At 44.2% G+C, this 14043-nt stretch carries 12 protein-coding genes, 1 tRNA gene and 1 riboswitch; of the genes, 2 read left to right on the top strand and 11 right to left on the bottom strand.

Annotated elements, in window-relative coordinates:
* Positions 1 to 3 precede the first annotated feature (3 nt).
* The 7 genes from oppB to moaA form a co-directional block, all read right to left on the bottom strand.
* Complete coding sequence (oppB, locus tag AB4329_RS05425; protein WP_017062174.1) at positions 4 to 924, bottom strand: oligopeptide ABC transporter permease OppB; 921 nt, start codon at positions 922 to 924, stop codon at positions 4 to 6.
* A 114-nt stretch (positions 925 to 1038) separates the two neighbouring features.
* Positions 1039 to 2670: an ABC transporter substrate-binding protein gene (locus AB4329_RS05420; RefSeq protein ID WP_017062175.1), complete on the bottom strand. Its 1632-nt coding sequence runs from the start codon at positions 2668 to 2670 to the stop codon at positions 1039 to 1041.
* Positions 2671 to 3322: 652 nt separating this feature from the next.
* Positions 3323 to 3778 carry a molybdopterin synthase catalytic subunit MoaE gene (gene moaE / locus AB4329_RS05415; RefSeq protein WP_017062176.1) on the bottom strand — a complete coding sequence of 152 codons (456 nt, stop codon included), beginning with the start codon at positions 3776 to 3778 and terminating at the stop codon, positions 3323 to 3325.
* Between the two features lie 2 nt (positions 3779 to 3780).
* Positions 3781 to 4026, bottom strand: a complete 246-nt coding sequence (gene moaD / locus AB4329_RS05410; protein WP_017063465.1) for a molybdopterin synthase sulfur carrier subunit — start codon at positions 4024 to 4026, stop codon at positions 3781 to 3783.
* A complete protein-coding gene (gene moaC, locus AB4329_RS05405) occupies positions 4023 to 4502 on the bottom strand; it encodes a cyclic pyranopterin monophosphate synthase MoaC (RefSeq protein ID WP_004734026.1) in 480 nt (159 codons plus the stop codon). The genes moaD and moaC overlap by 4 nt, the downstream gene beginning before the upstream one ends.
* A gap of 12 nt (positions 4503 to 4514) precedes the next feature.
* Positions 4515 to 5027 (bottom strand): molybdenum cofactor biosynthesis protein B, encoded by a 513-nt coding sequence (moaB, locus tag AB4329_RS05400; RefSeq protein WP_004734027.1) that lies wholly within the window; start codon positions 5025 to 5027, stop codon positions 4515 to 4517.
* Positions 5028 to 5113: 86 nt separating this feature from the next.
* Positions 5114 to 6103, bottom strand: coding sequence for a GTP 3',8-cyclase MoaA (gene moaA / locus AB4329_RS05395; RefSeq protein ID WP_009848642.1), 990 nt, complete (start codon positions 6101 to 6103; stop codon positions 5114 to 5116).
* Positions 6092 to 6244: riboswitch (molybdenum cofactor riboswitch) on the bottom strand. It overlaps the preceding gene by 12 nt.
* Positions 6245 to 6438: 194 nt before the next feature.
* On the opposite strand from moaA, the gene AB4329_RS05390 reads away from it, so the two are divergent.
* Entirely contained in the window at positions 6439 to 7326 is an 888-nt protein-coding gene (locus tag AB4329_RS05390; protein ID WP_017062178.1) for a YvcK family protein, read from the top strand.
* A 74-nt stretch (positions 7327 to 7400) separates the two neighbouring features.
* Here the strand turns inward: AB4329_RS05390 and luxU are convergent, their stop codons facing one another.
* From luxU to uvrB, 3 genes are all read right to left on the bottom strand, one after another.
* Positions 7401 to 7745 (bottom strand): quorum-sensing phosphorelay protein LuxU, encoded by a 345-nt coding sequence (luxU, locus tag AB4329_RS05385; RefSeq protein ID WP_017062179.1) that lies wholly within the window; start codon positions 7743 to 7745, stop codon positions 7401 to 7403.
* A 24-nt stretch (positions 7746 to 7769) separates the two neighbouring features.
* Positions 7770 to 9158: a quorum-sensing sigma-54 dependent transcriptional regulator LuxO gene (gene luxO, locus AB4329_RS05380; RefSeq protein ID WP_004734031.1), complete on the bottom strand. Its 1389-nt coding sequence runs from the start codon at positions 9156 to 9158 to the stop codon at positions 7770 to 7772.
* 302 nt (positions 9159 to 9460) lie between these two features.
* Entirely contained in the window at positions 9461 to 11491 is a 2031-nt protein-coding gene (uvrB, locus tag AB4329_RS05375) for an excinuclease ABC subunit UvrB (protein WP_171732075.1), read from the bottom strand.
* Positions 11492 to 11999: 508 nt separating this feature from the next.
* Between uvrB and AB4329_RS05370 the strand changes: the two genes are divergently transcribed.
* A tRNA-Asn gene (locus AB4329_RS05370) sits at positions 12000 to 12075 on the top strand.
* Between the two features lie 289 nt (positions 12076 to 12364).
* Here the strand turns inward: AB4329_RS05370 and melB are convergent.
* Complete coding sequence (melB, locus tag AB4329_RS05365; RefSeq protein ID WP_102394332.1) at positions 12365 to 13738, bottom strand: melibiose:sodium transporter MelB; 1374 nt, start codon at positions 13736 to 13738, stop codon at positions 12365 to 12367.
* Positions 13739 to 14043 lie beyond the last annotated feature (305 nt).

Here is a 14043-nt window from a genome sequence, read left to right as displayed (position 1 = left end):
CTGTTAGTAGCGAATTTTCGGGTCAATAAGCGCTAGCAAAATATCAACGATTGCGTTGAACAAGATGAATAGGAAACCAATCAAGATGGTTACACCCATTACTAGCGAGTAGTCACGGTTAAACGCGGCGTTAACAAACAGCTTACCGATACCTGGTAGGCCGAAGATGGTTTCAACAACAACTGAACCTGTGATGATACCTACGAACGCAGGTCCCATGTAAGAAACAACAGGTAGCATTGCTGGCTTAAGTGCATGTTTTAGAATGATATAACGGTAGCTTAGACCTTTTGCACGCGCAGTTCGGATAAAGTTACTGTTTAGCGTTTCAATCATGCTACCGCGAGTAATACGAGCAAAGGTTGCTACGTAAAGAAGAGACATCGCGATAACAGGCAGCACGATGTACATAAATGTACCGCCATGCCAACCACCTGCTGGGAATATGTTCCAGTGCAGGGAGAAAAGGTAAATAAGCGCCGGTGCCAACACGAAGGATGGCATCACCACCCCGAGCATGGCGGTCGACATTATGGTGTAGTCGACCCAGGTATTGTGCTTCAAGGCGGCAATCGTCCCGACGGTGACCCCCATCAATAGTGTGAAGATAAAGGCAACGAAACCTACCTTCGCAGATACTGGAAGTGCAACCGCGATCAGCTCATTTACTGTGTAATCTTGGTACTTAAACGAGGGGCCGAAGTCACCTTGTAAGATATTTGTCAAATACGTGGTGTATTGTTCAAATACTGGTTTATCTAAGCCGTATTTAGCTTCGATGTTAGCCATAACTTCTGGCGGTAATGGACGTTCGCTTGAAAACGGGTTACCCGGTGCGAAACGCATGAGAAAGAAAGATATAGTGATCAACACCAACATGGTTGGAATCGCTTCAAATATCCGTTTCATAATGAATTTAAGCATAAACTCACTCTTTCAGTCTGTGACAATTAAAATTAGAAAGACGCTACATGCGCGCCCTGCGCATGTAGTGCCTGTATCGTTATAGTTATATTAACTTTTTAGAATCGAAGCTTATTATTGAGCTTTGATGTATAGGTCTTTCGAGAAGATCTTGTCTTCCGCGTTGTTGATTGGGAAACCACCAACATGCGGGTTAAGTAGACGAGATTTAACGTATTGGTAGATAGGAGCGATTGGCATGTCGTTTGCCATTAGCGCCTCAGCTTCTAGGTAAAGTGCTTTACGCTCTTCTTCTGAAGTTGAGTTAAGTGCTTTATCGATGATCTGGTCGTAAGCCGCGCTGTCGTAGTGAACACCACCGGTAGTGTTGTTACTCTTCATTAGCGTTAGGAACGAAGACGCTTCATTGTAGTCACCACACCAACCAGCACGTGCTACTTCGAAGTCACCAGAATCTTTAGAAGATAGGTACGTTTTCCACTCTTGGTTCTCAAGTGTTACAGAAAGACCCAGTGTTTTCTTCCACATAGAACCTAGCGCTACAGCAATCTTCTTGTGGTTCTCTGAAGTGTTGTAAAGCAGGTTGAATTTAAGTGGGTTGTCTTTACCGTAACCCGCTTCTTCAAGAAGACGTTCCGCTTCTGCGTTACGCTCTTTCTGAGACATCTTGCCGTAAGCAGGTAGCTCAGGATCGAAGCCAGCTGTGATTTCAGGCGTTAGGAAATACGCAGGTTTTTGACCTTGCGCTAGGATAGCACCTGTTACGATATCACGGTCGATCGCGTAAGAGATTGCTTGACGAACACGAACATCATCAAATGGTGCTTTCTTCGTATTGAAGATGTAGTAGTAAGTACATAGGTTACCCGCTACAGATACATCTTCTGCGTACTCTTTTTGAAGACGCTTGAAGTGCTCAGTTGGAAGTTCGTTTGTGAAATCGATTTCACCAGATAGGAAACGGTTCATTTCCGCTACTTGGTTTTCGATTGGTAGGAACGTTACTTTGTTAAGAACTGTTTTATCGTTGTCCCAGTACTGTTCGTTACGCTTGAGTACTAGACGCTCGTTAACAACCCATTTATCAACAGAGAATGCACCGTTGCCAACAAAGTGCTCTGGCTTAGTCCACTGGTCACCGTATTTTTCAACAGTTGCCTGGTGTACTGGCTTCATTGTTGTGTGGCCCATCATCATTACGAAGTATGGTACCGCTGTTTCTAATTCAACAACTAGAGTGTTTGCATCCACTGCTTTAACGCCTAGTTCACTCTTGTCTTTCTTACCCGCTACGATATCTTTCGCATTCGCCATCTTGGTGTATTCCATGTACCAAGCGTATGGAGAAGCCGTTGCAGGATCAACTGCACGTTGCCAGCTGTATACAAAATCTTGAGCTGTTACAGGATCGCCGTTAGACCATTTTGCGTCTTTGCGTAGGTGGAAAGTGAATGTTTTGTTGTCTGTCGTTTCCCAGCTTTCCGCAACACCAGGGATAGTGTTGCCGTCGCCGTCTTGGTTCACTAGACCTTCTAGAAGATCACGAATTACGTGAGATTCTGGTACACCTTGAGATTTGTGTGGGTCGATAGTTGCAACTTCAGTACCGTTACCGCGAACAAGTTCCTGAACTTTTGCCAGTTCTGTGCCTGCTGGAACTTCAGCAGCGATAGAAAGAGTAGAAGAGGCAGCCACTGCCAAACCAGCACCTAGAAGAAGGGCCTGAGTGATTTTATTCTTGTACATTTAATAAACTCCAAGTTTTATGTATTGCATCCATGACTTCTTTGCTTGGTTCACTGAACGGCAGTGATTTAGATTTATTTAGCTCAAAATTTAAGCATAAAAATCTAAAACCTTACAAAGATTGAGGCACACACTATCAACCATTGAAGTAATTTGCCACAAACAAGTCGCAAAAAATCGGATAATTCTCCGAAATACTTAAGGTATCAGTGTAAATATCTAAAAAACCCCAAATCAGTAGTGACTTGCGTAGAGGGATTAATTAAAAAACAGCCTTTAGTGTTGATGTATCTGTGTTGATACTTTTTTTTAGCATCTTATGCTAGAACACTGAGCACAAATTAACATTAATGCCACATGAAATCTAATTGCACATCACATATCACCTAAACCGTCTACACTATTTGTGAGGATAATCACTTTATACAAGACAGCATAATGCTCTGCACCAAACCGGGTTATCCAATGCACCAATTAAGACAAAATTACGCGCTGAATTTATATGCAACCACAATGAATTATCATTTGTCAAATCAATGATTATCTATAAATAGATTTATAGCAGGTACAAAAAAACCGACCTAAGTGGTCGGTTTTTGACTGTCTCATATACAAATGAGTAAATGCTGAAGCAACATCACTTTAAGAGAAATTACTTCTCCCAGCGTTCCGCTGCTTTCGTGTCTGAATCACGAGAATCAACCCAACGCGTCGTTTCGGTCGTGCGTTCCTTTTTCCAAAAGGGAGCCTTGGTTTTCAGGAAGTCCATAACGAATTCACAGGCTTCAAATGCAGCACCACGGTGTGCACTGGATACACCAACGTAAACAATCTGGTCGCCGATATCTAAGTCACCTACACGGTGGATAACACGCATCTTCTGAATAGGCCAGCGAGCCTCAGCTTGGTCACAGATCTCGCTCAGTGATTTTTCTGTCATACCCGGATAGTGCTCCAGAGACAAACCAATCACATTGTCGCCAAGGTTCATGTCGCGAACTTTACCAACGAACGTCACAATCGCTCCGGCAGCTGTACCTTGAGCCAAGTAGTCGTATTCGTCGCCTACCGAGAAGTCCTCAGCTGTCACTAATACTCTTGGATCCATGCTTAGCCTCCAGTCACTGGTGGGAAGAAAGCCACTTCGTCGCCGTCTTTCACTTCAGCTGTCAGAGGTACGATTGATTGGTTAAGTGCAGCCAGAAGCTTCCCCTCTTCCAATGCGATATCCCATTTGCCTTCTTGTGTCACAAGATGACTACGAATCGCTTCAATCGTCTTAAATTGTGCATCAACTTCAACGCTGTCCACACCAACAAGTTCACGAGTTTGAGCAAAGAAAAGTACTGTAATCATGACTCCACCTTAAAGTGACCAGATTTACCACCTGTCTTCTCTAGCAGGCGCACGTTTTCGATAACAATGTCTTTCTGAACAGCTTTACACATATCGTAAATCGTTAACGCAGCCACAGAAGCAGCCGTTAGCGCTTCCATTTCTACGCCTGTCTTACCAGCAAGTTTACAAACAGATTCGATGCGAACCTTGTTTTCAGACTCGATAGCTTCAAGCTGCACTTCTACTTTAGTTAATAGCAGAGGGTGACACAGTGGAATCAGATCCCACGTCTTCTTAGCCGCTTGAATACCTGCGATACGTGCCGTTGCGAAAACATCACCTTTATGGTGGCTACCAGAAACAATCAGCTCTAGCGTTTCAGCAGACATTTGAACGAATGCTTCCGCTCTCGCTTCGCGTACTGTCTCAGCTTTAGCCGATACATCGACCATGTTTGCTTCGCCAGACGCGTTAATGTGTGTAAATTGGCTCATACTCAAACCGCCTTATACAGAAAGGTGTGGCATGAAGTTACAAGGACGGTGGCTAGCATCCATCTGTTGCTTGATGATCTTAGTCCAACCGGTGCGGCAAGCGCCTGTAGAACCTGGCATCGCAAAGATAACCGTGTGGTTAGCAAAACCCGCAATCGCACGAGATTGAATTGTCGAAGTACCGATCTCTTCGTAAGATACTTGACGGAATAGCTCACCAAAGCCTTCTACTTCTTTGTCGAACAGTGGCTTAAGCGCTTCAGGCGTGCTGTCGCGAGAAGTGAAGCCCGTACCGCCAGTGATCATGATCGCTTGTACGCTTTCATCAGCGATCCACTTAGATACGATCGCACGGATCTTGTACATGTCGTCAATAACGATTTGCTTATCAACAACGTTGTGACCCGCTTCTTTAGCATGCTCTGCTAGGTAACCGCCTGAAGTGTCGTTTTCTTCTGTACGAGTATCTGAAACCGTTAGTACTGCGATGTTTGCTGCTTGGAATTTGCTTTCTGCGTGACCCATTTGTTCACCTATATAAATTTTTCATTAGACTGATTCGCCCAGCCTGAAGAAGCTGAGCGATAAAATGCTTTAGAGTGTGTAGCGGGTTAACCGCCGATTGACGCCAAGTTTGGAGTCATGCCGCTGTTGCCATCGTGTAAGAAGTGGCTAACGGACTTGGTTTGAAGCTGAGCCTGAATTCGATCAATGAGTTCTTGCTCTTGTTGATCTTCTTGAATCAGATCTCTCAGTTCAACACCATGGTCGCCAAACAGACATAAGTGAAGTTTACCGGTCGCAGAAACGCGCAGTCGGTTACAACTCTCACAAAAGTCTTTCTCGTAAGGCATGATCAAACCGATTTCACCCTTGTAGTCTGGGTGGACAAACACTTGCGCCGGGCCATCGTTAACGGCTTTGACTTTTAACAGCCAACCATTAGCAATAAGCTGGTTGCGAATCGCAACGCCAGACACATGATGTTTATCGAACAACTCGTCCATCTCGCCGGTTTTCATCAGCTCGATAAAACGTAATTGAATAGGTTTGTCTTTGATCCAATTAAGGAAGGCTGGTAATTCCTGACTATTGAGGTCTTTCATTAATACGACGTTGACTTTGACTTGTTCAAAGCCAACCTCAAACGCTTTATCAATGCCTCGCATAACCTCAGTAAACTTATTCTCACCAGTGATCTGATGGAACATGCGCGAATCTAAACTATCCACGCTCACGTTTATATGGGTTAAACCAGCATCACGCCATTGCCCTACTTGTTTCTCCATGCGGTAGCCATTCGTTGTGGTGGCTACTTTTTCGATGCCTGGAGTAGAAGCAACGGTATGTATGATTTCAGGAAAGTCTTTACGCAGACTCGGCTCTCCGCCTGTAATGCGGATCTTTGAGGTACCACAATCTGCAAACGCTTTAACAACGCGTTTGATCTCGGGAACACTTAAAAAAGACGAGTTTTTTTGCCCTGACGGTTTGTAACCATCTGGTAAGCAGTAAGTACATTTAAAGTTACAGACGTCTGTAACCGACAAGCGCAAGTAATAAAACTTGCGATGGAATCTATCTTCGAATTGTTGCGCCACGGAACACCTTTCCAAACACGGGAGGCATAATCATTTCCAATTAAGCCCTTGTGACAACATGTCACTGGCTCTTGATGCGTATCGGTACAGCAAATACCACTGTGCGACTTAGCATGCGAGAGCTCGGAGTTATGGCAACTGAGCGTTATATTCACACGCGCAGTAGCTGAGTAATAAAATACTTAATATTTGTACGTGAATCTAGCTCTGATGGTAAAAAACGGGTCACATCGGCAAAAAAAACGTATCAAACGCTCAAAATAACTCTTGTTGAGTATATAGCGAGAAGCATTTAACCTAAATTATAGTTGGTAATAACCTAACAAGAACAATAAATGAATATTTACTCTTCAAAGAAAGTCGTAGCAATCGGCGGTGGCCATGGCTTAGGTCGCATGTTAGCTGCATTAAAAGACTTTGGTAACAACGCAACTGGCATTGTTGCAACGACAGATAACGGCGGTTCCACCGGACGTATTAGAGATTGCCAAGGTGGCATCGCATGGGGAGATACACGCAACTGTATCAACCAATTAATCACAGAGCCTTCAATCAGTTCGATGATGTTCGAATACCGCTTTCGTGGTCAAGGTGAGCTAGACGGTCATAACTTGGGTAACCTAATGCTGACGGCGTTAGACAACCTTTCCGTTCGCCCATTGGAAGCAATTAACCTGATTCGAAATATGCTCAAGGTCGATGTCAATATCGTGCCGATGACTGAGCATCCTTCAGACCTCACGGCTCTATCAATGGACGGCCGCTGGGTTACCGGCGAAACCAACGTTGATGACATGACGGAAAAGCTGCGCATGATGGACTTGTCTCCAGAAGTGCCAGCAACCAAAGAAGCCGTTGCTGCCGTTGAGCAAGCAGACTGCATTGTCCTTGGCCCTGGAAGCTTTTTAACCAGTGTGATGCCCCCTCTTCTCCTTCCAGAGATTGGCAAAGCAATCTCTGAGAACACCAAGGCAAAAGTTATCTTCGTTGAAAACCTTTCACCAGAGCACGGTCCCGCAGGGAAAATGACGCTTCAAGAGCAATTGGAGTGGTGTGAACGTACCTGTAAGGCAAGGAAAATAGACATCGTGTTAGGCAATGAACCTCACCCGGAACTAGAAGTGCAATGGAATTGTGTGACCACAGATCTTGCATCGGCAAACCGAGATTGGCGACACGACCGTGTGAAGCTTCAACAAGCCATTGAAGCCCAGTTGGCGTAGCCATAGGTTCAAGCGACAAACAACAAAAAAGGAGCATGCTGCTCCTTTTTTAATCTCAGTAATAACTCGCTGTTTTAAAGGTCCGTCATCAACTGCTGATATTCAGTGTACGTCGATAACAGGAGGTCTTGCATATCTTGAAAATCAATCTCGGTTACAGGCAACGCTTGCTTCACTTTTGCGTCTAAGCTAATCGCAAAACTACACAAAGAATCCGCACCAAAGCTTGCTGCGCTGCTCTTAAGCGCATGACTGATATCAGCCAAGTACTTAGAGGTATCCGACTCTTTATTTATCTCTAGGTGTTCGTAGTAGCCTTTCAACTCACCTAAAAAGATTTCCAGTAAAACCGGGACATTCTCTTGGCCTATTTCGCCGGCAAGCTCATCAACTTTTTGCTGATTTAATACTTTCGTCATTATTATTTTCTTATTGTTTGTTGATTACTGCTTCGCATTCCACGTTTGCAACTTACGGTATATCGTCGATGGACTGACATCTAAGAAACCTGCCGCACGAGGGATGTTGCCATCACACGCTTTAATGGCCTGCTCGATAGCCGTTTTCTCAGTGATCCACAATGGGAAAATATCTTTTACCGTGATGTCTTCATTCTGCTTCTCTTTCAATCGCAGACTGTTTTCAATCGGTTGGTTCAACGGTGGTGGAAGCATGTTGAGAGTAATCTCTTTGCCGTTATTCAAAACCACCACGTTCCGCAACACGTTTTGTAGCTGACGAACGTTACCCGGCCACTCATATTGATTAAAGCGATCAAGTACTTCCTGAGCAAAACGTACAAACGCCTTCCCCTCCTCGACCGACATATAGCCTAGCAGAGAATACGCGATCTCGATGACATCTTCACCACGCTCACGCAATGGCGGCAAGTGCAATGGAATCACGTATAAACGATAGTATAAATCTTCTCTAAAACGACCTTCTTGTACTTCTTTCCAAGGGTCACGGTTGGTCGCACACACAAAACGAACGTCGACACTCTTCATCTTCGAAGAGCCGACTTTTTGGAAAGTACCGGTTTGGATAAAGCGCAGCAGCTTGGTTTGCAGCTCTAAGTCCATTTCGCACAGTTCATCAAGGAACAGTGTTCCACCATCAGCAAGCTCAGCAGCACCTTGGCGATCGGTCGCAGCACCGGTAAAGGCACCTTTAACGTGGCCAAACAGCTCACTTTCAATCAGGTCTTTAGGGATAGCGGCACAGTTAATCGCGATGAACGGCTTATCGCCACGCTTACTCGCCGCATGAATGGCTTCTGCACATACCTCTTTACCGGTACCACTTTCACCAGTAATGAAAATGCTCGCCTTACTCGATGCAGCAGAATCGATAGTTCGGTAAACCTGCTGCATGGTTTGGCTGCTGCCGATAAAACCTTGGTAGTTCTGGTTTCCCGGGTGTTCCGAGCTATTTTTAAGTTTGGTGGCTTTGCGGATCGCATTATTCACCGTAATACGGAGTCGGTCGGCTTCACACGGTTTGATAAGGAAATCTTGAGAGCCATGACGCATCGCTTCTACAGCGGTATCGATAGAGCCGTGAGCCGTCATGAAGATAACTGGAACTTCAGGGTATTTTTGTTTTACAGCAAATAGTACGTCCATACCCGTCATATCAGGCAGACGTAGATCTAATAAAATAAGGTCTGGGATTCGATGATTCAAACTCTCGATTGCATCGCGGCCAGTGCCGACAATGTTGATATCAATTTCGAGCGGTGTAAGATACGAGCGATATAAAGCTGCTACCGAAGCGGTATCCTCTACCATCAACAAATACTTCGATTTGTTATCTAGCGTTTTTGATTGCATATCCTAGCCATTTATAATTTGCATTTCTTATTATAGTCGCATTCCGCTTTGCATTATGCAAATTAGCCACAGTATTTGTAGTGTGTTTTTTTACTTGCTTCAAACAATCAATGTTTTATCTATCTGGCACGAACGATGCAACGGTATAAATGACCTTCGGGTCACCTAGCCAACTGACGTTGTTAGTGGACCGATTGTTCACAAACGTAAGCCAGTAGAACATTTACTACTGGCTGTTTTTTTGTCTGAAACACTCTCAATTCTTGTGTTGAGGGGGATCAATTCTCGAGCGAAAAGTGAGATTAGCTGTTGGTAATAAACTGCTTTCTTAACTGATCAATTTCATCACGCTTCTGTGCGGCCAATTCAAATTCCAGATTCTGAGCATGCTGATACATCGCAGATTCTAGCTTGCTGATCTCTTTATCAAGCTGTTGCGGCGTAAGTACTGCATAACTTTCAGAAGGCTCTGCCACCTTAGATAGTGGAACTTGTTTCGATTGGCGCTGCTGCTTCGACTTGGTTAGATCACCCAGTTCCATAATGTCTTTGATATTGCGTTTCAACGCTTGCGGAGTGATGCCTTGCTCTTCGTTGTAGGCTTGCTGTTTCTCGCGACGACGATCGGTTTCATCAATCGCTTTTCTCATCGACTTAGTAATCGAATCACCATAAAGGATCGCTCTACCTTCCAAGTTACGAGCAGCACGACCAATGGTTTGAATCAGAGAACGCTCAGAACGCAAGAAGCCCTCTTTATCTGCATCAAGAATCGCCACCAGCGACACTTCAGGCATATCCAAACCTTCACGAAGTAAGTTAATGCCCACTAACACATCGAACTTGCCCAAACGTAGGTCTCGGATGATCTCTACACGCTCAACGGTATCGATATCCGAGTGCAAGTAACGCACTTTAACGCCGTGCTCACTTAGGTATTCGGTTAAGTCTTCTGCCATTCTCTTGGTCAACGTGGTAACCAAAACACGCTCTTCTTTCGCTGAACGGATTCTGATTTCAGACAACAAGTCATCCACCTGCGTCGCGACAGGTCTTACTTCGATGATTGGGTCTAACAGACCAGTAGGACGTACCACTTGATCAGCAATCTCGCCATCTGATTTTTCAATCTCGTAATTACCTGGTGTTGCCGACACAAAAATCGTTTGTGGGGCTATAGACTCAAATTCTTCAAACTTCATTGGACGGTTATCCAATGCAGAAGGCAGTCTAAAACCAAACTCGACCAAGGTTTCTTTACGAGAACGGTCACCTTTATACATCGCACCAATTTGCGGCACAGTCACGTGTGACTCATCGATGATCAGCAAACCATCATCAGGCAGGTAGTCAAATAACGTTGGCGGCGCTTCCCCTTCCGCACGGCCGCTCAAGTATCGTGAATAGTTTTCGATACCGGAACAGAAGCCAAGCTCAGTCATCATCTCAATATCAAACTGAGTTCTTTGAGAGATACGCTGCTCTTCCAAAAGCTTATTGTTGTCTTTTAAGTATTGAGCACGATCGCGCAGTTCGTCCTTGATGTTCTCAATCGCCTCAAGGATTTTTTCTCTTGGCGTTACATAGTGAGTTTTTGGATAAACCGTAAAGCGCGGCAAGTCTCTTTGTTTCACCGCACCAGTCAGAGGATCAAAAATACTAATGCAGTCCACTTCGTCATCGAACATCTCAATTCGAACCGCATCTTGGTCAGATTCAGCCGGAAAGATATCAATCACCTCACCACGAACACGGAACTGACCACGTTCAAAGGCGACATCGTTTCTTGAATATTGCAGCTCAGCCAATCGACGCAGGATGTCTCGCTGATCCATCACCTCGCCACGACTCAAATGAAGCATCATCTTCAAATAAGACTTAGGATCACCCAGACCGTAGATAGCCGACACAGAAGCCACAATGATGGCGTCTTTTCGTTCTAATAAGGCTTTGGTTGCCGAAAGCCTCATTTGTTCGATATGAGCGTTCACAGACGCATCTTTCTCGATGAACGTGTCCGTGGTTGGAACGTAGGCTTCAGGTTGGTAGTAATCGTAGTAAGAAACGAAATACTCAACGGCATTGTTTGGAAAGAAAGATTTCATCTCACCGTAAAGTTGAGCCGCCAATGTCTTGTTAGGCGCTAACAGAATCGCAGGTCTTTGAGATTGGGAAATGACGTTGGCAAGGGTAAAGGTTTTACCTGAGCCAGTTACCCCTAGTAGAGTTTGATGTGCCAAACCAGAATCTAATCCGTCTAGTAATTTGGTTATCGCTGTCGGCTGATCACCGGACGGGCTGTAGTCCGATACCAAGTCAAAGAGTTTACTCATAGGTCGCCATTTCCATACTGTTTTTTTAATCAGGTCATTGTCACTCTAGGAGGAGTGTCGTTGCAACAATTATCTAGAGAAATGCATCTTAAGATCAGAGATCAGTTATAGCTTTTATTTTTAGAACTTGGTATTATCCGTGCCCTGCAAAGTTTCCCCAGCTAAATTACTCGAATTTTAATCCACTACTTTTCCCCAAAAAACCTAAAAATACCGCTTGTTTTACTGTTCATTTTATAATCTACAAAAGTTATACAATTGCGACATTTTGCTATAAATCTTTTAAATACATTACGTTAGATAAGGTTTTTACATTTTTCGATTTATCCCGATTATTGTTGTTAAAGTTTCACACACACACTTATCCACAATTTTGGTGGATAACTAAAGCAAAGCTAAATCCTATAAGGTGTTCAAGAAAGTAAAGTTTTTTATCTTACTTTTTTCTGATATTTTTTATTGACAGAAATCCGGACAATTATTAGAATTCGCGTCGCTAACAAGCAATTCCCCTTTAGTTCAGTTGGTAGAACGGCGGACTGTTAATCCGTATGTCGCAAGTTCAAGTCTTGCAAGGGGAGCCAAATTCAGAAAAAAGCTCAATCGAAAGATTGGGCTTTTTTCGTATATAATTGCGACTAACTTGTTCCAAGTTAATGTCACAAACCTAGCCGCCCGCGTTCAAGTCTCGACAAGGGGGCCAAATTTAAAGAAGCCGCATCACTCGATGCGGCTTTTTGCGTTTTAGTCGAAACAAAAGCCCTACAGGCACAGCTTTGATTAACTCACATCCATAAAAAAACGCCTCACAAGGAGGCGTTTGGGCTTAGTGACTAAACTGAGCTTTATTCTAGATTAGACGTCGTTTAGCGGTTATGCTTCTGCTGTAACAACATTTGTCTGAGTCTCTTTACCGGCTTGGTCTTGATCAAATCCTTCATGCAGGTGGTAGTAGCGCTTATAAACAAGAGCACTTACCGTCATTAGAATCGCTGGTAAACCTACCATCATAAACTGCAGTCCCATGATAGTGCTGTCAGACTGTTCCACGTTTGGTACATAACCCACCACAGACAAGCCCATACCAACAATAAAACCACCAGCCGCGCCTGCAAACTTAACAAGCATCGTTTGAACAGAGAAGATAACACTCTCACTGCGACGACCCGTTTTGTGTTCACCGTAATCAACAACATCGGCAAGCATTACAGTTTGCAGTGCGTTAGCGATACCCACACCAAACTTGATAGCAGCACCTGCGATACCGATTAGAATCGCGTTACCTGGAGCGATAAAGCCCATGATAAGTAGAGTGGTACAAGACAGCACTGGGAAGCCACAAGCGATAACCCATAGGTGTTTGCGTGGTAACACTGATGCAATACGAGGGAACAAGAATACGCCTGCAACTTCAGCGATACCTGCCACCATCATATAAACGGGGAACAAGTCAGCGTTGCCTAAAGCGTAAGAGAAGTAGTAAATCGCAAAACCACCCACCAACAAGTTTGCTATTTGGAACGACAATACGGTACCAATAAGTGCTTTTAGTTGGTCATTCTTACCAATGATAACCATTACATCTTTAAAGCTGAAACGCTCAGCTGGTTTCGCATTTGCTGGTGCCGATTTTTCTTTTACGTTGCGAGCAATCAAGAATGCACTCATCACGAACAGCACAGCAATCAACATAGCAACGTTGAAGAAACCTTGTCCTTGGTCGCCGTCACCCAGTTTACCGACAATATGTAGCCCGTAAGTACCCGTAATAAACCACGCCAAGCTAGCAAATAATCGTGGCCAAACAACCAGCTTTTCACGTTCTTGACGAGAGCTCGATAGTGCAGGAATCAAAGACCAATATGGAATGTCCATAATAGTGTACGTAAGGCCCCACAGAATATAAGCAGCCGCTGCATAAATGTATAACGTAGTGCCTTCAAACATATGCGTACTAAAAAGACCAACAAGCACTACAGCATTTAACAGGGTTCCAATCACTATCCAAGGACGGAATTTACCAAACTTAGAGCGTGTGTTATCAACGATAACGCCCATCATTGGGTCGGTCACCGCGTCGACAATGCGCGCGGCCAAAAAGATAGTACCCACAAATGCCGCTGACAGCCCAGCAACATCGGTGAAGTAAAACATCAAGAAGATGTAGATTGGAGCACAGGCAAAGTCTTTACCTAAAGCCCCAAGTCCATACGATAATTTGGTTTGTAGAGTAATTTGATCAGACATAGTATTTCCTTCAGGCGCGTAACTTCATCTCCTAACAGACGTTGAAACGCTTACCTTTTATTTATAATAATTTATCCACTCAAGTTCTGTTTTAGAGCCACTCTGTGGTCGCTTCTTAAAACACTCAAGTATCAAGTCCGATGCTAATGTAACCATTCCAACGAACAGATACTGTGATCAACAACCACCCCATGGAAACGTTTTCAGCCAAATGTCCAAAGTGAGAGATCGAACAATAAAACCCTCGAATTGATAGAGAATATCGCTAATTAAAGTGCTCAAAACAGTTCATTGTGTGAAGTAAC

The sequence above is a fragment of the Vibrio sp. 10N.261.54.A5 genome, assembly GCF_041471145.1.
Classification (GTDB): domain Bacteria; phylum Pseudomonadota; class Gammaproteobacteria; order Enterobacterales; family Vibrionaceae; genus Vibrio; species Vibrio crassostreae_C.
This window is presented reverse-complemented; position numbering and strand designations above follow the sequence as displayed.

Bases quoted from the DNA above. Each gene is read 5' to 3' on its own strand.
- luxU (WP_017062179.1), bottom strand. From the start codon at position 7,745: ATGACGAAAGTATTAAATCAGCAAAAAGTTGATGAGCTTGCCGGCGAA.
- AB4329_RS05420 (WP_017062175.1), bottom strand. From the start codon at position 2,670: ATGTACAAGAATAAAATCACTCAGGCCCTTCTTCTAGGTGCTGGTTTG.
- moaB (WP_004734027.1), bottom strand. From the start codon at position 5,027: ATGGGTCACGCAGAAAGCAAATTCCAAGCAGCAAACATCGCAGTACTA.
- moaC (WP_004734026.1), bottom strand. From the start codon at position 4,502: ATGAGCCAATTTACACACATTAACGCGTCTGGCGAAGCAAACATGGTC.
- melB (WP_102394332.1), bottom strand. From the start codon at position 13,738: ATGTCTGATCAAATTACTCTACAAACCAAATTATCGTATGGACTTGGG.
- uvrB (WP_171732075.1), bottom strand. From the start codon at position 11,491: ATGAGTAAACTCTTTGACTTGGTATCGGACTACAGCCCGTCCGGTGAT.
- oppB (WP_017062174.1), bottom strand. From the start codon at position 924: ATGCTTAAATTCATTATGAAACGGATATTTGAAGCGATTCCAACCATG.
- luxO (WP_004734031.1), bottom strand. From the start codon at position 9,158: ATGCAATCAAAAACGCTAGATAACAAATCGAAGTATTTGTTGATGGTA.
- AB4329_RS05390 (WP_017062178.1), top strand. From the start codon at position 6,439: ATGAATATTTACTCTTCAAAGAAAGTCGTAGCAATCGGCGGTGGCCAT.
- moaD (WP_017063465.1), bottom strand. From the start codon at position 4,026: ATGATTACAGTACTTTTCTTTGCTCAAACTCGTGAACTTGTTGGTGTG.
- moaE (WP_017062176.1), bottom strand. From the start codon at position 3,778: ATGGATCCAAGAGTATTAGTGACAGCTGAGGACTTCTCGGTAGGCGAC.